This window comes from Parapedobacter sp., assembly GCF_035556095.1.
Lineage (GTDB): Bacteria > Bacteroidota > Bacteroidia > Sphingobacteriales > Sphingobacteriaceae > Parapedobacter.
Map to the genome: position 1 here is coordinate 222,881 of NZ_DATMFT010000032.1, position 18,978 is coordinate 241,858.

Annotated in this window: 15 protein-coding genes; 8 read left to right on the forward strand and 7 right to left on the reverse strand. The window is 50.0% G+C overall.

Annotated elements, in window-relative coordinates; genetic code table 11:
- Positions 1–11: 11 nt before the first annotated feature.
- The 6 genes from VNQ80_RS20410 to VNQ80_RS20435 form a co-directional block, all read right to left on the reverse strand.
- Positions 12–1,952 (reverse strand): RagB/SusD family nutrient uptake outer membrane protein, encoded by a 1,941-nt coding sequence (locus tag VNQ80_RS20410; protein ID WP_325642208.1) that lies wholly within the window; start codon positions 1,950–1,952, stop codon positions 12–14.
- A gap of 12 nt (positions 1,953–1,964) precedes the next feature.
- Complete coding sequence (locus VNQ80_RS20415; protein ID WP_325642210.1) at positions 1,965–5,420, reverse strand: TonB-dependent receptor; 3,456 nt, start codon at positions 5,418–5,420, stop codon at positions 1,965–1,967.
- Positions 5,421–5,598: 178 nt separating this feature from the next.
- Positions 5,599–6,780: a FecR family protein gene (locus VNQ80_RS20420; RefSeq protein ID WP_325642212.1), complete on the reverse strand. Its 1,182-nt coding sequence runs from the start codon at positions 6,778–6,780 to the stop codon at positions 5,599–5,601.
- Between the two features lie 119 nt (positions 6,781–6,899).
- A complete protein-coding gene (locus VNQ80_RS20425) occupies positions 6,900–7,769 on the reverse strand; it encodes a c-type cytochrome (RefSeq protein ID WP_325642214.1) in 870 nt (289 codons plus the stop codon).
- Between the two features lie 21 nt (positions 7,770–7,790).
- Entirely contained in the window at positions 7,791–10,763 is a 2,973-nt protein-coding gene (locus tag VNQ80_RS20430) for a PVC-type heme-binding CxxCH protein (RefSeq protein ID WP_325642216.1), read from the reverse strand.
- Positions 10,764–10,800: 37 nt separating this feature from the next.
- Positions 10,801–11,391, reverse strand: a complete 591-nt coding sequence (locus tag VNQ80_RS20435) for an RNA polymerase sigma-70 factor (protein WP_325642218.1) — start codon at positions 11,389–11,391, stop codon at positions 10,801–10,803.
- Positions 11,392–11,545: 154 nt separating this feature from the next.
- Here VNQ80_RS20435 and VNQ80_RS20440 point away from each other — a divergent pair, with 154 nt between their 5' ends.
- The 7 genes from VNQ80_RS20440 (at position 11,546) to VNQ80_RS20470 (ending at position 18,084) form a co-directional block, all read left to right on the forward strand.
- Positions 11,546–13,018 (forward strand): sulfatase, encoded by a 1,473-nt coding sequence (locus VNQ80_RS20440; protein WP_325642220.1) that lies wholly within the window; start codon positions 11,546–11,548, stop codon positions 13,016–13,018.
- Between the two features lie 200 nt (positions 13,019–13,218).
- Positions 13,219–14,232 (forward strand): PstS family phosphate ABC transporter substrate-binding protein, encoded by a 1,014-nt coding sequence (locus tag VNQ80_RS20445; protein ID WP_325642222.1) that lies wholly within the window; start codon positions 13,219–13,221, stop codon positions 14,230–14,232.
- Positions 14,219–15,106 (forward strand): phosphate ABC transporter permease subunit PstC, encoded by an 888-nt coding sequence (pstC, locus tag VNQ80_RS20450; RefSeq protein WP_325642224.1) that lies wholly within the window; start codon positions 14,219–14,221, stop codon positions 15,104–15,106. Before VNQ80_RS20445 ends, pstC begins: the two co-directional genes overlap by 14 nt.
- Positions 15,099–15,959, forward strand: a complete 861-nt coding sequence (pstA, locus tag VNQ80_RS20455) for a phosphate ABC transporter permease PstA (RefSeq protein WP_325642226.1) — start codon at positions 15,099–15,101, stop codon at positions 15,957–15,959. Before pstC ends, pstA begins: the two co-directional genes overlap by 8 nt.
- Positions 15,935–16,723, forward strand: coding sequence for a phosphate ABC transporter ATP-binding protein PstB (gene pstB / locus VNQ80_RS20460; RefSeq protein ID WP_325642228.1), 789 nt, complete (start codon positions 15,935–15,937; stop codon positions 16,721–16,723). The genes pstA and pstB overlap by 25 nt, the downstream gene beginning before the upstream one ends.
- Before the next feature lie 32 nt (positions 16,724–16,755).
- Positions 16,756–17,433: a phosphate signaling complex protein PhoU gene (gene phoU, locus VNQ80_RS20465; protein WP_325642230.1), complete on the forward strand. Its 678-nt coding sequence runs from the start codon at positions 16,756–16,758 to the stop codon at positions 17,431–17,433.
- A gap of 66 nt (positions 17,434–17,499) precedes the next feature.
- Positions 17,500–18,084 carry a DUF3575 domain-containing protein gene (locus VNQ80_RS20470; RefSeq protein WP_325642232.1) on the forward strand — a complete coding sequence of 195 codons (585 nt, stop codon included), beginning with the start codon at positions 17,500–17,502 and terminating at the stop codon, positions 18,082–18,084.
- Between the two features lie 102 nt (positions 18,085–18,186).
- On the opposite strand, the gene VNQ80_RS20475 is transcribed toward VNQ80_RS20470, so the two are convergent.
- Positions 18,187–18,519 (reverse strand): hypothetical protein, encoded by a 333-nt coding sequence (locus tag VNQ80_RS20475; protein ID WP_325642234.1) that lies wholly within the window; start codon positions 18,517–18,519, stop codon positions 18,187–18,189.
- On the opposite strand from VNQ80_RS20475, the gene VNQ80_RS20480 reads away from it, so the two are divergent.
- A complete protein-coding gene (locus VNQ80_RS20480; RefSeq protein ID WP_325642236.1) occupies positions 18,479–18,910 on the forward strand; it encodes a hypothetical protein in 432 nt (143 codons plus the stop codon). The two genes, VNQ80_RS20475 and VNQ80_RS20480, sit on opposite strands and share 41 nt — an antisense overlap.
- Positions 18,911–18,978: the final 68 nt, after the last annotated feature.

Consider the following 18,978-nt stretch of genomic DNA (forward strand, 5'->3'; position numbering starts at 1 on the left):
TCGCTGGGTTTCTACCATCCCGGATTCTGATCCAGATTTGTATTCACGAACAAATCAGACTCTCTTATAGGCCAAAAATAGTCTCGGGTGGAGAATTGAGGTGTAAAAACCGTCCGCACGCGGTAAAAGGTTTCCGTTTCGTTCTGTTCAATATCCCAACCCTGTATCGGTTGATTGTGCCATATCTCTCTACCTCTTTTCCATCGCCTTATTTCCCAGTAACGATGGCCCTCGTTGGCCAACTCGATGAGCCGCTCCTGCTGGACGATATCCCTAAATCCCTCTTTAGTGGTTGGCTTCGTCTTGAACGGTATACTGGCATATTTTGACCACGCCGTTTCGACGCCTTCCAAGCCAGCCCTTTCCCGCACCAGATCAATCCATCGGTAGGCATCTTCATGGGAAGGGCCGTAAGCCTCATTTGCCGCCTCGGAACAAAGCAGGTAAAGATCTGCCAACCGGATTACGGGCCAGTTGTATTCGACCCTGGAATAGCTATTGCTGGAGGCCACGTTTTTATAATTAACTAATTTTTTGGGGTAATATCCGGTAACCGAGTAATAGAATCCATTGACCTTGCCTCCGTAGTCACTTACTTTTCCCCGAATAACCCACTGGTTGTCAACATTGAAATTACTGATTCCGTACCACAGATTACCATCGAATGAGAGATTGGCATAAAACCTAGGTTCGCGGTTAAAATGCATCATGGCTGTTTGATATCCAACGCTAATGTTATACTTATCATCTTCGGTGGCGGTTTTCACACTGTACCTGTCTTTATATTGCCCGTTCAACTCCCATTCTTGATCTTCATCCATAGGTACCCCGTTGTCCGTGTAAAACATCTCGGCGATTTTCAACGGGGGGCCTAGCGTAGGCTGGAACATCATCGTAGTAGCCGTAAACGATTGGGCAAGATATGGCGTGGATCTCCATTGCATCGTGCCGCTGTTGTTCATGGAATTATTCCATACCACTTCATTATTAATGTCATAGTTGCCTTCGGTCACGCTGGTTCGGATGCTCATCTGCGTAACCATTTCAGGCGGCAGGTTTTCAGTAATACCCGGTTGGTAGTAGTGTAAGGCAAAGCCAGCCAAATGGCAGGTATCGATGGCATTTCGGCACGCTAAAGCGGCCTTCTCCCATTTGCCAGCGTCATAGCTCTGATTGAAATATTGCACACCGTCATTGCGTTTGAAACTGGCATAATCCGGGTTCCCATTGAATAAGGGACTGGCGGCTTCAACCAATACTTTCGCCTTTATCGCTAACGCCATCGGTTGCGTAGCCCTTCCATTTTCTGTGGCTTCATTGTCTATAATTAACGGAAGATCCGGCACTGCTTCGTTTAGTAGGCTGACGATGTAATCGAAACAGTCGTCAACCGGCTCCCGGTAGACCTGCACTTCAGCCACCCCTGCCGATATGGGTAGATTTTCTTTGATGAGTGGAATCGGACCATACATCCGCAACAGCCAATAATGATAATATGCTTTCAGAAACTTGACTTCGGCAACCCAGCGTTTCTTTTCATATTCTTGTAAACCCGGTATATCGCCGTTCATCCGTTCCAGGAATAAGTTACAATCGCGTAATGCGACGAACATGGGTTTACCGCCTTTTAAACCGTTCCAGTAATCCAACGTGGGGCTAACCACTCCTTGGTTTCCCCGAGCAATCTCTTGGAAGGGAACGTTCCAAAAATAGTTGGAGTATTGCGGATACGGGCACCAAAACTCATCGGCTATCAAAAATGCTTGGGCGTTCGGATCGGCATGAGCCGGCATATACGAATAACAGGTAAACAGGAATTTTTCTGCCATCGTGCGGTTAACAAAGGCATTGTCAATCGTCGCGATATTGTCGGGAACGACATCTAAATAATTGCATGCATTGAACATGCCCAACAAACCGACTAATAAACATTTGAGAGTTCTATTTTTCATAACGTTCATCTATTAAAATGACACCGAGATTCCGGCATTGTATGATTTCTGTATTGGATATCCCAGTCCATTTCCTCCCATTTCCACATCCCAAAGTTTGAACCTGCTAAACGCGAATAAATTGGTTCCGTTGAGATAAAAACGGGCATTATCCAGGCCTATCTTTTGCATGAACGGTATCGGTAGGGTGTAACCTATTTCTACAGACTTCAACCTGAGGAAACTACCGTCCTGCATGAACCATGTACTCCGCTGGGTATTGTTTGCTATATTTGTGGAGCTTAGCCGGGGCCATAGGGCATAGATATCGCGGTTATCTTCTGACCAGTAGCTGTCGGCATATGCCCGAAGCAACTGTTTATCGTTTACAAACGGACTGGTTGCAACCGGATCAATCCAAAAACTTGAGCGAGCCGACCCCTGGAAGAAACAAGAGAAGTCAACGTTTTTATATCCAGAAGAAATACCGAACCCGTAGATGATTTCGGGGTCGGTTGGAAATCCGATCGGAACCTTGTCTTCGTCAGAGATCTTCCCATCACCACTTACATCGCTATACTTAATGTCTCCGGCCAGGTACTCTCCATATTGTTGTAACGGTGAGTTCAGCACTTCGGCATCATCAATGAATAAGCGTTCGGCAATCAGCCCCCATTGTTGCGACAGCGGATAGCCCGTATGCTTCCGATACTCCTGGGCATAGTTGGGTTCTTCATACACTAGAAACTTGCTGGTGGCATAGGTGAAATTGGCCCGCGCCTTGATCCATACATCCGGTCCAAGCGTGGTCGCGTAATCGATCGACCCGTCCACACCCTGTGCACTCGCTTCGCCTACGTTAGCCCTTTCAACACTCTGTAGTCCCATGGTACTGGGAATACTCGCCCTGTCCATTAATATATTAGTCCTGTACTCACGGAAATAATCCGCTTCTAGCGAAAATTTGCCAAACAGCCCGAGTTCCAGCCCGATATTAGTTTTCCGCGCTATTTCCCAAGTGATGTCCTTATTGGCATTTCGGGTGACTTGTACGCCGGTGAGCGAATAATAGCTTCCCGGAATACCGAACCTTCCGCTACGTGCCGCGCTATTCATATCCGTTCTTGAAAGGTAGTAGAAACGGTCGTAGTCGCTGCCTATAGCGTCGTTACCCACCAATCCGTAAGTAGCTCGGAATTTCAGATTTGAAACTGCGTCGACGTTCCAGAAATCTTCTTTAGACACCGTCCATGCAACGCCTACCGATGGGAAAAAACCCCAACGGTGCGATTCGTGAAACCGCTCGCTGCCATTGTAGCCGAAATTAAACTCCCCGAAGTACTTACTCATGAAAGAATAGGTAGCACGTCCCGACAGACCTACATTTCGATGCGGTAACGACAGCTGCAGATCTCCCGCATTACCCGTCAATTCATTACGAAGGGTGTATACCAGCATCCCACTGATGGAATGCCTTTCGGCAAAGGTCCTGTTGTAATTACCCATGATTTCGATATAGGTAGACGAACTCACCTGCTTATCTCCTTCGTCATACCCAAGGTAATCTGTTCCCGTTAGTTCATTCAGGGGCATCAAGGTGTAGTTGTCGCCAAGCCGATCGTAAAAACCTACCGAATAATAATATGGATTATAAAAACGTTGTACGTCGAAGTAGGAATAACGCGACGTGTTAAATAATCCCCTCACGGACAATCCTTCCGTCAAAAAAGACAAGTTCTGCGTTAGCTCAAATTGTGCGTCGATCTTGCTGCGCGAATAATCTTTATATCCCCGCACCATCTCTGCATACGGATTGATATAATTTGCGTCATCGCCATAATTACCGAATAGCACCCATAGCGTCTCCGCATTAGCCTCATCGGGCTGAAAATAGGGTGGAAACAACACCGGGTTAGCATTCATCACCTGCCGGTAAACTTCCGCTCCACCATTGATGGGACCTGTATAATCATCGAAATTACCGTTTAGGCGCAAGGCCGCTTCTGTCGTTTTGGTGAGGTTGATATTAATATTCGACCTGAATGAGTAATTACGCAGTCGTACATTATTGTTAAAGTTGCTTCGCTTATCCACTTTTAGGTTGCCATTATCCTGGTTGGCTGTAGCAGCCAAGTAATAACGGGCAACCTTCCCCCCACCACTGGCATTCAGGTTCAACCGTTGTACGGTGGCATAGTCATTAAACATTTCGTTATACCAGTCTGTGGCAGGATACACGTATTTGTTGGTACCCTTAATCGTATTATCAATTTTACTTTTCAAATACGGTGTTGCGCCCAGTGGGTCACGCGTCTGTACTGCTTCATTGCCCAGAATCATGTAGGTGATGGGGTCGGCCAATTCGATGTTTCGGGTTGGCATTGTAAATGCGTTTTCAGCGCGTACCGAAATACGGATACTTCCTTCGGCACCTTCCTTGGTCGTGATGGATATAACTCCGTTGGCACCCCGTGCCCCATATACGGCCGTGGAGGTTGCGTCTTTCATGATGGAGAAATTCGCAATATCGTCGGGCTGCATCCTTGCCAGATCGGTTCGTGTTACTTCAATGCCATCAATCAGGATAAGTGGATCCTTTTTATACCCAAAAGTAGTTACCCCACGGATAAAAAAGTCGGCATTGTCTTCTCCCGGCTCGCCGCTCCGCTGATAGGAGATCATCCCCGCAATGTTTCCAGCCAACATGGTGGTCATGTTGCTCGACGATGTTTTTCGCAAATCGGAAACATTTGCGGAAACGACCGCACCAATCAGGTCTTCTTTTTTCTGTTTACCGAATCCCACCACCACAACTTCATCTAGACCGCTTTCCGATTCGGTCAATATGACATCGATAGTCGATCGATTGCCAACAACCTGTTCATCGTTGGCATACCCCACCATGGTAAACACCAAAACAACATCATCGCCATGGGTGTTGATTTGGTAGTTACCTTCGTCATCGGTCAGCGCCACGTTTTGCGTGTTCTTTTGGGTAATGGTGACCGATTGCAAAGGGTTTCCATCTTGATCACTAACCCTACCCTTTACTACCCGTTGTTGAAGGGGAATACTTACTACATCGGCTACCCGGGTTAGTTTACTTCGATGAATTGGCGTTCGGTCAACCGACGACATCACCAAGATGTTTTTTCCTTCAATCGAATAGGTTAGTGACTGCGGCTTTAAAACCTGCTCGAGAAATCGAGTAAGTGCCATGTCTTTGGCATTAATTGTAATGGGTTTTGATCGGTTAATCAATTGGTCGCTATACACCACCCAATAACCTGTCTGTTTCTCGATAGATTCAAAAACCTGTTTAAGGGATTGTCCTTTAGCGTTCAATGTGACGGTTTGGGACCACGAAGCCGCGCTCAAATGCAGGCAGCCTATCAGCAACAAAAATGTAGTCACTTTCATTACTCGGAATAATTGGTTGCTTACCACCCGTTTTGGGAAAGCACGGGCAAGCAATTCATAATTTTTCATTAGATTTGCACGTTTGGATAGTTTAAAATCCGGTTATTACTTGCTTGGTTATTATCGGCTTATCCGAACATCTCGGGGAGGTGATTGCAGCATCTCCCCGTGTTGTTCTCATTGCTCGTAAACTATTCGCTCATATAGCGCTCCTTTCCTTGATTAATTTCTACGCCACCAACAACACCTACTCTTGAACAATCAATTTACCATTCACAATGGTAAAGTTAACTCCAGATCCTTCAAAAAATTTAAGTACGTTTTGTAAACTTACTTCTCTAGACATTTTGCCCGAAAATGTTTGTATGGGCATGTCGCCTTCAAAGACAATTTCGATATCATACCAACGGGTCATTTGCTTAATCACCTCTGGAAAAGGCGTGCTCTTGAAATGAAAATACCCTTCTTTCCAAGCGATAAACGGCCTCACGTCTACGGTTGCGACGGCTACGCTCCCAGCCTCATATACACTTTGTTGGCCCGGTTTCAATACGATGGGCGCATACTCGTTCCTTTCTGCCGAAGCAATACGCACACTCCCTTTTACCAGCGTGGTTTTCACGTTGGCATCATCGGCGTATGCGCTAAGGTTGAATTGGGTCCCCAACACTTCCACGGTTTGGTCTGCGGTCTTTACCAAAAACGGAATCCGCTTGTTTTTGATTTGTAAATGCGCAACATCAAAATACGCTTCGCCCGATAATTCGACAACTCGCCGTTTGCTGTCAAACCGAATTGGATATCGCAATACACTTCCTGCGTTGAGCCACACATCGGTACCGTCGGGAAGCGTCACTTGATAGGTACCTCCCCTGGGGGTCGCTAGCTCCAACCATTGCACGGGCCCCTCCAATTGGTTTCCAGCATTTAAGTCAGCCAACGGGTTTCCATCTTTATACGTAATTTCTTCGTTGGACAGCACAATTCCCGATTGGCCTTCATTCAACAAGATTTGCCTTCCATCGGCCAGTTTTAAAACAGCCCGGTTCCCACCAGGCTGGATATCTTCATGGGGCAACTGTACTACTTGCGTATCAGGAAGATTCGTTTGGGTATATAAAAAGAGTCCCGTGCCAATCATTGCAATCAACACAGCGGCCGCCACATAAGGCAGCCAATTAAAACGCTTCGGCTGTTTATGTGGCTCTTCTTGCTTATATATATGGTTTAAGATGCGTACTTGCGCTTGCTCATCCAGCTCAATCAGATTCGGCTCGCTTTTGAGCTTCTCGGACAACAGTTGTTTAATTACCGATTCAAACGAAGGGTCTTCAACGTATCCCCAAAACTCCGCCTCGTCCATAACGGATAGGCTACCCTCAAGATATTGGGTAATTAACTGGTTAATACGTTGGTAATCTCGTTTCATTGGTGCTTTTCCTAGGTTGACACATGAAACTACCGAGGCGGGGGTATCCCAAACCAGCCAAAATCACAATTCTTTAGCTTTCAGCTAATTAATTTAATCAATGCCGCTACTTCATACGGTTATTCTACCTTTCTATCCGTTTTCAGATACGCTATAATGTCGACAACCTCTCGCTCATCCAGGTGTTCAAAAAGACCCGGGGGCATCATAGACACAGCGGCTACCTCTTTGGATTGGATAGCTGATTTGTTGATCACTATAGGTTCATCCTGCCCAACGATCCGGAGCGAGAGCTGCCGTTGGTCTTCGCCGGTTACATTACCCGAATAGGTACGGCCGTCGCGGGTATTGATCACCACTAGTTTATAATCGTCTTGGATTTCAGCACTTGGTTCGAGGACATTCAACAGGATGTAGTCCACATCCCTCCGGTTGGAGCCCGTAAGGTCCGGACCCATCACGCCGCCCTCACCATACATCTTGTGGCAGCTGCCACAGGTTTGTTGGAATAGTGCTTTCCCGCGTTTCACATCGGCTGCCGCAAGCGCACCGGGCGCAATCATTTTCCGGTATTTTTCATACGCGGCCTTATCGCTGGCTACCTGCTCTATTGGGCCCCACACTTCGATAAACCCACTCCCCACCACGCGGAGCAACTGCCTGGCAACATTAGGCGGCACGTCTTTCTTGGAAATCCGGTTTCTTTTGATTTCGCCCATCAATAGGTTTCCATAGCTCGCACGAGATGCGAGCGTCTGCACCGCTTCTGCTTTTTCCTCGGGTGAGAAGCCTCGGTAGCTGTCCACCAGCAGTCTGCCCAACGATTCCCTGTCGAAAGCGGCGATGGCGCGGATTGCATCTTTTCTCATCGCCGGATCGTGCACGAGCCCAGGCAGCTCGGCAACGAGTTGCTGCTGTTGCTGCGAGGCTAACATCCGGAGGGCATTTTTCCGTTGGTCGACCGTCATTTTCTTGTTCTTGAGCACCATAAATGCCAATTGGGTCGCCTCCTAATCACCAAACAATCCCGAAACCTTCATGGCAAGCGCAGCCACATTCTCTTCGCTGCGCTGCAACTTTTCGGCTACCGATTTCCAGTTAGGGGGCATGCTGAGGTCTGTCCGCCCTTCCATGCCACTAAACATGCCGGCCAAGATGTCTGCCGTATTATTCTCCTGCATCCCAATCAATGCCACAAGCCGGTGCAATTCATCTTCATCCACGGCCCTTCTGGCGATGAATTGCGTAATCATGGGTATACGGGAAATCGCAGCTAATGCCAGGAACTTGCTCGGGTTTTCCAACACCAACGGCTCTATGCTATACCAAACCATTTTGGGTATATTATGGTCGTTCGCATCTTCACTGTTCTTGATGAGCGCAATAGCAATGGCCCACTTGTCTTCGGTGTCCACACGTTGCAGTGCCGCGGCCAGGTACAGGCGAACCACCGGTGAGCGGTCACGCTGGGCCATTGACCGGAATTTGGCCAACGCCGACGCGGATGGTGCCCGGTCTTCGCAAAGCAGCTGGATCGCCCAGGCCCGAATGTAGGCATCCTTGTCGTCAAGCGATTTTACCAACGCCTCCGGTACCAGGCCACCGCTGACGTGCAGCGCCCACATCGCCCGCAATCGCAGGTCGGTATTTCTGTTTTTATCGAAAATTGCTTTCAGTTGGGCATGTGTGCCCGTTTCGAGCTTCCCGGCAGCAGCCCGTTTATGCAGGATACCCCTTGCCCGCCGTGCATGCCAATCGCTGGGGCTGGTCTGCAGTTCCACAAGTTGCTTATCTGCCAGCGTATTGAGGTCATCATATCTCCCGGGAAAATTTTTTGCCAGCGATTCGGAAGGCATGATACGGAAAATCCGGCCGGTCTCCGCATTCAGCACCTCCTGCCCACAGATATCCGCATCGTGCCAATCGAGCACATACAGCCCGCCTTCGGGGCCGATCTCCATGCTGAAGCCTACCCATTGGGCGTTGTTGGCCATCAGGAACTCATCCCCGTGTATTCCCACGTAGCCTGATCCCTCGGGCTCCAGGATATCCGACAGTACTGCATGCTCGTGGATGTTGGCCATGAAGATCCTGCCGTGTTCCTCCTTCGGGAATGCGTCCGATTGGTAAATCCTGGCCCCACCGTGGGCCGAGCTGTGGCTGTGATCGGCTATCGTGGTGATATCCTTGTAGACGTAAGGATTGAAATGCTGCCCTCCCTGCCGGTGGTAAATACCGCCGGGCACCACATGCCACAGATGGGGGATTACACAGGCGGTCATAAACAGTTGGCCTTTCGCATCGTAGTCAATTCCCCACGGATTGCTGAATCCGTGGGCCACCACTTCAAAGCGGTGTTTAACCGGATGGTAACGCCAAACACCCCCATTGATATCTACGCCATCGGCTTCGAGCAAATCTTCCGGGAATATATCGTTGTGGTAATAGAGCTTGGCATCACCGTTGGGCTTCCTTATTTTTGAAGGCGTGGCAAACCCCTGCAGGCCGTAAAGCCATCCATCGGGGCCCCATTGAAGGCTGTTCAGCGTTTCATGTCGGTCGCGGATGCCCCAACCGGTAAGCAGCATCTCGACGTCTTCCATATCCGCCTTATCGTCGCCATCCCTATCGGGCACAAACAGCAGGTTCGGTGGCGCCCCCACGAAAAGGCCGTCGAACCCAACAGCGATTGCAGCGGGAAAAGCCAGTCCTTCCATAAACACCTGCTGGCTGTCCGCCGCTCCATCGCCGTCCGTGTCTTCCAGTATCAGGATGCGGCTAGTCCCCGCATTCGAGAAGCCATGCCCACGCGATTCGTAGTCCTTATTTTCCGCGACCCACAGACGTCCCCTGTCGTCCCAGCAAAATGCCATAGGCTGTGACATCATCGGCTCAGCCGCCCAGACATTCACCTGGTATCCCGCTTTTACGGTCATGGTATCCGCCGCTTCCTGCGGCGTTAAAAACTTGGCATTCCGTCCCTCTGCCTGGGCCGAAGACCACAGCTCTGACATGCTGTACACCCCATCTCTCCCCGCAAACCTGTTCCAGGCTGCGTTCATCTCGGTCTCATTCCATTCGCCCGTGTGTACCACGAGCCGGTGCTTGATTGTCTCGGTGTGGCCGGTCTCCCATTGCCAGTCTGCATCACGCGTGTAGGCAGGCCCCAAGCCTAATTGGGGGTCTACACGCCATTTATTGGGAAAGCCGCGGTTTTCCGGATGATCGAAAATGGTCACATATGCCCAATCCTCACGGCCTACTATTTCCATCCCCACAGCTGCCCACATGGCTGCCTGCCCTTCGGCCCGCCCATCTTTGCTCCGGGCGGCGTTCACAATTTCCCCACCGATACCGGGTTTCCAGGGCATCCGCAAAAACAGGCCACCGTAATCGTACTTTCCGATGACCAGCTTCGATAACGCTTCGCCCTTCCACTCCAGATCAAGTAAATATTGTCCATCGACCAGTTGCATCGACCAGTTTTGCGTTTCTTCCATCACTGGCAGCCCCTGCTCGTCTATCAACCGGTAGATGGTCTGCCAGCTGACTACGTCTCCTTCCCCATCCAGGATCGTGGAGGCTACTTTTTTCCAATGGTCGCCCTGCGGGTTGTGGAAATAGTCGCGGCCATTCACCCGGGTAAATCCCCAATACAATCCGGTCTGGTGCTTATGGTGCTCCGGGCTATATTCGGTAAGCACCCCATGGCCGTCGGGGGCTACAATGGGATGAAGGTACGGCCGGAAGTCCGCTTCTGCGTGTTGCACCAAAATCGGTGTGTCGCCATGGGCCTTAAAAACGGAGATCGTTTCATCATTGCCCTCTTTTGCGAGTTCCAACCGTATGGATGTCTCCTCCCCTTGATTTTCATCCGTTCCGGCACGCGGAACGCAACTGAGGAAAAAGCTGTAGGTAATAACCGATAGGGCATAGACAACCGCCCGTGATCGCGTCCGAATACGCTGTTGGTGTTGGTGCATCGCAATTACTCCTTTATTACCGCTACGTTCAGCCAATCTATTTCATCAATACCGCAAAAAATACTGAGTATGAAATACCATGCTTCTTGAAATGAATACGAATCTTCCGCAGCGCATCTTTCATATAAGCATGGACCGTTTGTGTGGAGATGCCTAATTCAGCAGACGCCTCACTGTAGGTCAGTCCACGCTGATGACACAGTTGATAAACATTTTTTTGTTGGGTTGAGAGTGTCTGAATTGCACCTTCCAATACCTCGTTGACATCGTTATAATCCAGTTGTTGCATGGTTGAATCATCGGTATCATTAAAGTCTGTCGATAGCAGCGACGCATGCCTGCTCTCCATCGCTAATTTCCGGAGCACATTGTAACAATGATTGCGTACCACCCGATTGAGGTATGCCCCAAAATCATCAATTCTCTCCAATGATTCCCGATCCACCCATATTTTCAGAAAGATGTCTTGAACCACTTCCTCAGCGAGCTCTTCCGAGCGGGTGATACGCCTACTGAAGGCGTAGACAAACGGATGATACGACGTAAAGAGCGCACTGAACGCCGGTTGGTCACCCCGTGAAATACGACGGAGCAATTCATTCTCATCACTATTCGTTACTACTTTCAAGGCCACAAGTGGATTAGCTAACAGGCCAAAACTAAGGATAAAATTGAATAATACCAACGGTGCGAAATGGGGTATCTCAGCAAATTTGGTTACTTTTGGAACAGTGCAAGCGGGTAGAAATTGAAGATAGGTATCGTTTTTTTAAGTAGATGGCATGAGCACATATGTAACAGCTGCCGTTCTATTGCTGATGCAGTTTTTCAGCGGGACGGAAACATTTGGCCAGAAACCCAATATTCTGTTTTTGTTTGTTGACGATTTAAGGGCCGATTTGGGTGCGTATGGCAATGCGGTTATACAGACGCCAAATCTTGATCGCCTAGCGGAAAACGGCTATTTATTTACAAACCAGTATGCTGTTGTCCCCACTTGCGGAGCATCGCGATATGCACTACTGACGGGGCAACTTCCCAAAACGGCAGACCATTTGAGAAATGACGTGGCCGACAGGTTCCTGTCGTACCGCCCCAAGACCGATATCCCTGAAACGTTTGTCGACCAGCTCCGTCGAAGCGGGTACAAAACGGTCGGTATCGGCAAAATCAGCCATGCCGCCGATGGATACATATATCCCTATTCAGCAGAAAAAAGCGACGTCCTCGAATTGCCATATAGTTGGGACGAGATGCTATTCAATGCGGGTCGTTGGAAAACTGGCTGGAATGCATTTTTTGCACAGGCCAATGGGAGTAACAGGACCTCCCTCAACGGCAAGATGAAGCCATACGAGCAGGCAGACGTGGATGATACCGGTTACCCAGATGGCTTGACAGCCGAACTAGCAATCGATAAAATCAAAGCGCTTGCAGCGCAATCCGAGCCTTTCTTTTTAGGAGTGGGGTTCTTCAAACCCCATCTTCCGTTCAACGCTCCAAAAAAATACTGGGACCTGTATAATGAAGACGATATACCATTGACGGAATCGCCGGCACTACCCAAAAATGTGGACCGGGCCAGCTTAACCCAGAGCGAGGAATTCAACCAATACTTGCTTGGCGAAGAACACCCCCGGTTAGATGCGCCTGTTTCAGCTGCGTATGCTAGAAAATTAAAACACGCTTATTACGCTTCTGTCAGTTACGTAGACGCGATGATTGGAAAAGTACTCCAAGCCCTGCATGAGGAAGGATTGGACAAAAATACGATCATTATCGTCTGGGGCGACCACGGTTGGCAGCTGGGCGATCATGGTATCTGGGGTAAACACACCTTATTCGACCAGTCGCTGAAAAGCACCTATATCATGAAATTACCCGGCCATCAGCAGCAAGGGCGGGTGGTTGACGAGGTGGTTAGTGCCGTAGACATGTACCCCACCTTAATGGAGCTTTGCGGATTAACCATGCCGCCCATCACATACGATGGCGCGTCATATGCCAAACTGCTGCAAAAAGGTAGCGGCGCGTCCTGGCGGAACACCGCATATGGTTATTTCAAAAAAGGGATAACCCTTAAGACACCCCGCTACCGAATAACCAAGTACGCTCGAGATACGGAGTATGCAATCGAACTTTATGACCATCAAACCGACCCCAATGAGAACGAAAATATCGCCTCCCAAAACCCAGAGTTGGTCAATAAATTATTAAAAGAGCTGGAGAAAGGCAACACGGGGCTTTATAAGTAGGAGCCGCGTACCGTAAGGGAGATATGGCAGGCCGAATACGAGCTGACCGAATTGCTGATGGAATGACATCGTTGCATAACATTGCCTTAACATCTAATTAACCTAGTCGTTATATTTTTGTGCCGTGAACGCAATTACGAAATTCGGTAATTTAACGCCTATTTTGGAATGCCAGAATAGCGGTTGCATACTTCTGTGAGATGACGCTAATCAAAACCATAAGAAATACCCTGGTAATCAGCGCTGGCCTGTTGGTCTCCGCTTGCTTCAAGTCATACGAGGGTAAGATTTACATTGATGGTTCCAGCAGCGTCTATCCGCTTACGGAAGCCGTGGCGGAGGAATACCGCCATCATAAGCCCGATATCCGCATAACAGTTGGTGTCTCCGGCACGGGCGGTGGGTTCAAGAAGTTCCTGCGTGGGGAAACGGACATCAGCAATGCGTCGCGGCCCATCAGTCCTGCCGAATTAAAGGAAAGCCGTGAAAATGGGATTGAGTTTATCGAAATACCGGTATGTTATGACGGGATGGCCGTCGTGGTGAATCCGCAGAATACCTTCGTAAGCGATATCACCGTGGCGGAGCTACACAAAATCTGGGGCCCCGAAAGCCAGGGCAAGGTAATGCGGTGGAACCAAGTACGCGATAGCTGGCCCGACAGTCCGCTGAAACTCTATGGTGCGGGTACGTCGTCCGGTACATTCGATTTTTTTACGGAGGCCATAAACGGCCGGGCAAAGTCATCGCGGGGCGACTATACCGCTAGCGAAGACGACAACGTACTCGTGCAGGGCATATCTTCCGACCCGAACGGGCTTGGCTACTTCGGGCTGGCCTATTACCGAGAAAACAGCGACCGATTGAAACTGGTAGGTATCCGGGCCCAAAAGGGATCACCAGTGGTTTTTCCGAGTGATTCTACCGTGCGCGAGGGAGCATACCAACCCCTATCGAGGCCCGAATTCATTTATGTAAACAAGAAAGCCATGGACAAACCCTACGTGCGCGACTTTCTCCGATTTTATATCGCCAATGCCGCACCGTTGGCCGCAGAAGTGGGTTACGTACCGTTGAGCGAGGAAATTTACCGGTTGTGTTTATTGCGGGTGGAAAAACGGCTATCGGGATCGATGTTCGAGAACCGGTCGGTGGTGGGTGCCAACCTGGGTCAATTGTTAACCGAAGATGTAAAGACGGATGGCGCTCAGTAGTCGGAAAACGGAAAAACTGATGCAAGGCGTCATGTTTATGTGCAGTTTGCTATCCATTGTAACGACAGTGGGCATCATCATCGTGCTGTTGGCAGACACGTGGCGGTTCTTCGGAGAGGTGTCGATCGTGGAGTTCATTACCGGCACCACGTGGACACCCCTGTTTGAAAACAAGCAGTTCGGAATACTGCCGTTGCTGTCTGGAACATTGTTGACCACCGGCATCGCCTGCCTCCTTGCCGTACCTGTGGGCATTACCATCGCGGTATACCTCAACGAGTATGCATCACCCAAGTTTACGGCGGTAGTAAAGCCTATTCTTGAGGTGCTGGCAGCCGTGCCCACGGTCGTCTATGGCTTTTTTGCCCTTCAGTTCGTTACGCCGCTGTTGCAACAATTCATTCCTGGTTTGGCAGGGTTCAATGCCCTGTCTCCGGGTTTGGTAATGGGGCTGATGATCATCCCTTACATCACTTCGCTGAGTGAAGACGCCCTTCGGGCCGTACCCAATTCGCTCCGGGAGGCTTCATACGGACTCGGCGCGAACCGCTTCCAGACCGCATTCAAAGTGCTTGTACCCGCTGCAAGTTCTGGAATCGTGGTTTCGGTAATTCTGGCCATTTCAAGGGCACTGGGCGAAACGATGATCGTGGCTATCGCCGCCGGGCAGGAGCCCCGGCTCACCTTCAACCCGCTACACGCGGTAGAAACCATTACCACCTATATTGTACAGGTGAGCATGGGCGATGTGCCGCAGGATTCCATTGAGTACCGAAGCATCTTTGCCGCCGGGATTACGCTGTTCGTTTTCACGTTCCTGTTGAATAACCTGAGTTTTTGGATCCGCAAAAAATACCAACAACGCTATGAGTAGGAAACGCTCTACCGCTAAAATTAAGGATAAGCTGTTCAAGCTGGTCGCGATCGCGTTTACAACCATCGCGTTGCTGAGCTTGGTCCTGTTGATCGGCGATATCCTGATCAAAGGATTTGCGCGTGTCAACTGGTCGTTTCTGGTGAACCTTCCCTCCCGGCACGCCGACCAAGCGGGCATCTACACGGCCCTGGCAGGGATGGTAAGCCTCTTGGTATTTACCATGATAACAGCCATTCCCATCGGAATCCTGTCTGGCATTTACCTGGAGGAGTATGGCAAGGACAGCTGGTTTGCACGCTTTGTGGAGGTCAACATTTCCAATTTGGCAGGGGTTCCCTCCGTCATTTACGGTATTCTCGGCTTGCAGCTGTTCGTTCGCACGACGGGTTTAGGCAACAGTATCCTAGCGGGTTCGCTAACGCTGGCGCTGCTGATCATGCCCATCATCATCGTTTCTACGAGGGAGGCCGTAAAGGCGGTGCCCGACTCCCTCCGGCAGGGCTCGCTAGCCCTGGGCGCCACGAAATGGCAAACCGTATACAAGGTGGTGCTGCCGGCATCCTTCGGTGGTATCCTCACCGGCATTATCCTATCCACCTCACGCGCTATCGGCGAAACTGCTCCGCTTATTGTGGTCGGTGCGCTAGCTTACGTGCCGTTCATTCCCGAAGGGCCGATGGACCAATATACGTCCCTGCCCATCCAGATATATAATTGGACGACCAGACCCCAAGCCGACTTCGTCACGAATGCGGCAGCCGGAATCATCGTCATGCTGGTATTCACATTCCTGTTAAACGCAGTTGCAATTACTTTAAGAAACAGATGGTACAAAAAAGTCAAGATATAGCTGTCGCTACTGCCAACAAGCTTTCGGCGAATCGGTTGAGCCTTTATTACGGCGAGAAGCAGGCGCTACGCGACATTACCATGGGCATCCAGGCAAACACGATTACGGCATTTATCGGGCCTTCGGGCTGCGGTAAATCTACCTTCCTGCGCTGTTTCAACCGGATGAACGACCTGATACCCAACGTCCGCATTGACGGGCAGGTCACGCTGGATGGCAAGGATATTTACCGGAAAAAACTTGATGTGTACGAGCACCGGAAAAATATTGGGATGGTTTTCCAAAAGCCGAATCCGTTCCCCAAAAGCATATACGACAACGTGGTTTTTGGACTGGATATAAACGGGGAGCGGTCTAGAAGTGTTTTGGATCAAACCGTGGAAGACGCACTCACGAAAGCGGCCCTGTGGGATGAGGTGAAAGATAACCTGCACAAGTCGGCATTGGCGCTTTCGGGCGGCCAGCAACAGCGGCTGTGCATTGCCCGGGCTATCGCCGTGAAGCCATCGGTATTGCTGATGGATGAACCAGCATCGGCACTTGATCCGATTTCGACCGCCAAAATCGAGGAGCTGATCATCAGCCTCAAAGACAGCTTTACCATCGTCATTGTAACCCACAACATGCAACAAGCGGCCCGAATAAGTGATAAAACCGCATTTTTTTACCTGGGCGAATTGATTGAATACACCGATACGGGAACATTGTTTACTAACCCGCAACGCGAAGCCACGGAAAACTACATTACCGGGCGGTATGGATAAGCAACACCGTTTACACATTTAGCATCTCTATTATGACACATCTGGAAAGTGAGCTGAAGAAACTCAGGGAAGACACCGAGGCCATGTGGCACTTGGTGATCAGTCAGTTGGAAAAAACACATACCGCGTTGACCGATTTCGACAAGGGCTTATGCCGCGAGGTTATCGCCACGGAAAAACGGGTAAACTCCATGGAGCTTGCCCTCGACCGCAATTGCGAGCACCTATTTGCCTTGCATACACCGGTAGCTATCGACCTCCGGTTTGTGCTGGCCATACTGAAAATCAATAATAACCTGGAGCGCCTGGGCGACATCGCCGAAGGGATATGCAAATACCTGTTGTCGGAGGATCAGGCGTACGACAAGCAACTAGTTACGGCTACCCAGCTAGACGAGATGTTTGTAAAGGCCCTAGCGATCGTGGAAGATACGCTGACCGCATTCCAGGGCGAAGACACGAAGTTGGCACGGACCATCTTCCAGAAAGACGAAGAGCTTGACGTCATCAACAACCTGGCCAACCAACGCCTCACCGAGTATATCGGCCAGCGGCCAGACAATATCGGGCAAGCGCTCAACACCCTTTCCATGATCCGCAGGCTGGAGCGCGTGGGCGACCAAAGTAAAAACATGGCTGAGGAGATTATCTTCTACCTGGAAGCGAAAGTGCTCCGCCACGGGGGCAATAAGAAGAAAAAATTGCATTAAATTCATATCTTCGCGCGAAATACCGGAGTTGATACGGTTTCGATTTAACTCATTAACCCAATGTGCATGAAAGCAAAATTATCTTTTCTCGCGACGATAGTGACTCTTCTAGTGGTTTACAACGGGGCGTTTGCCCAGCGCAACACCGGAAACGAGAAACACGACGTAAAACTCAACGCGCTCAATCTCATCGTGTTTAAGACACTGGACTTGTCTTATGAACATATCGCCAGCCCCAACTCCACGTTTGGGGTTTCGTTGTTGGCCAACCTACAGGATGAGCCCAGTTGGCTATCAGACATTGGCGAAATGCCTTATTATAACGAAAAATTCGCCATCACGCCCTACTACCGGCATTTCTTTATGAACCGCTATGCCAAAGGCTTCTTTTTGGAAGCGTTCGGCATGTTCAACAGCCAAAAGCGGTACGACGAAGTGTATGACTCGGAAACTTACGAATCACATTACAACTATCTAGGCCGGTCCACTAATTTCGCCGTCGGCATCGCCATCGGCGGCAAGGTTGTGAGCCGCAAAAATTTCCTGTTTGAATTTTTCGGGGGTGTAGGCCGCAACCTGATACAGTCGGACACCGACGTTGGCACCGAGTTCGTCCCCAGGGTGGGCATCAATCTTGGCTACCGGTTTTAGACCAACCGGGCCCCGCTCACGCGGGAACGAGCCATAAGAAAAAAATGTATAAGAAAGCCTGAGGATACCGCTGCAAGACGATCTCCTCAGGCTTGACCGACGTTAGCGCCCCCGCCGTCGCAAACGGTGCAGCAACCAAGTCACTCCAAAGCTCATCACCGCACCGATGGCGGCAAGCAGCGTTGTACGCAGCATATCGTGTACACCCAATTGGCCAACGATGCTTAGCAATGTGCCGATCCGGTATTCATACTGCCAGGCATGCTTCAGCTTGGCGATGTCCATCAGCAGTTGCCCCCGCTGCGGCCCACGCCGTACGCGTACCCACAGTAGCACCTTCGTTACCGTATGGCTCTCGGGTGGCGGCACCAGTTTGAAGCCCGAGCTCACCAGCTTGTGGGCATCGCCACCTGCCTGGGATTTCGGATCGGACACCTGTTGGCTGAACGATAAGATATTTTTCAAGGCATGTGGCCGCGAAAGCGATTGGGGCACCTATATTGACCGGCCGGAAGATCACAGTAGTTATAATCCGCAGATACAAGCGCTCCAATCGCTTTCCGGCCGGCATGAAGACGAGGAAGATCGGTATAATGATGAACCCGACGAACGCGAGGAAACCCTGCTCGACATCAACGAACTGATGGACGACGGCGTAGAAATGTGGCGTTACGTCGAAATGCGAAAGGATTATATAAAGACTATCATTCGGCAGGGATGGAAATTAGCAAGAATGCTCTCGACTTTATGCTCCCTCGGGCTATCTTGTACACCTATAATCAACTCCCCCCGCGTTATTGGCAAAAGCCACAATATGGGGAAATGATCAGCTGTCCGATTCAACGCCGTTGTCTACAGGTATTGATTCCCGCTTTTGGTATGATTTGTGTGCGT

Coding starts and splice junctions, on each gene's coding strand:
- VNQ80_RS20410 (WP_325642208.1), bottom strand. CDS start 1,952: ATGAAAAATAGAACTCTCAAATGTTTATTAGTCGGTTTGTTGGGCATG.
- VNQ80_RS20415 (WP_325642210.1), bottom strand. CDS start 5,420: ATGAAAAATTATGAATTGCTTGCCCGTGCTTTCCCAAAACGGGTGGTA.
- VNQ80_RS20420 (WP_325642212.1), bottom strand. CDS start 6,780: ATGAAACGAGATTACCAACGTATTAACCAGTTAATTACCCAATATCTT.
- VNQ80_RS20425 (WP_325642214.1), bottom strand. CDS start 7,769: ATGGTGCTCAAGAACAAGAAAATGACGGTCGACCAACGGAAAAATGCC.
- VNQ80_RS20430 (WP_325642216.1), bottom strand. CDS start 10,763: ATGCACCAACACCAACAGCGTATTCGGACGCGATCACGGGCGGTTGTC.
- VNQ80_RS20440 (WP_325642220.1), top strand. CDS start 11,546: ATGAGCACATATGTAACAGCTGCCGTTCTATTGCTGATGCAGTTTTTC.
- VNQ80_RS20445 (WP_325642222.1), top strand. CDS start 13,219: ATGACGCTAATCAAAACCATAAGAAATACCCTGGTAATCAGCGCTGGC.
- pstC (WP_325642224.1), top strand. CDS start 14,219: ATGGCGCTCAGTAGTCGGAAAACGGAAAAACTGATGCAAGGCGTCATG.
- pstA (WP_325642226.1), top strand. CDS start 15,099: ATGAGTAGGAAACGCTCTACCGCTAAAATTAAGGATAAGCTGTTCAAG.
- pstB (WP_325642228.1), top strand. CDS start 15,935: ATGGTACAAAAAAGTCAAGATATAGCTGTCGCTACTGCCAACAAGCTT.
- phoU (WP_325642230.1), top strand. CDS start 16,756: ATGACACATCTGGAAAGTGAGCTGAAGAAACTCAGGGAAGACACCGAG.
- VNQ80_RS20470 (WP_325642232.1), top strand. CDS start 17,500: ATGAAAGCAAAATTATCTTTTCTCGCGACGATAGTGACTCTTCTAGTG.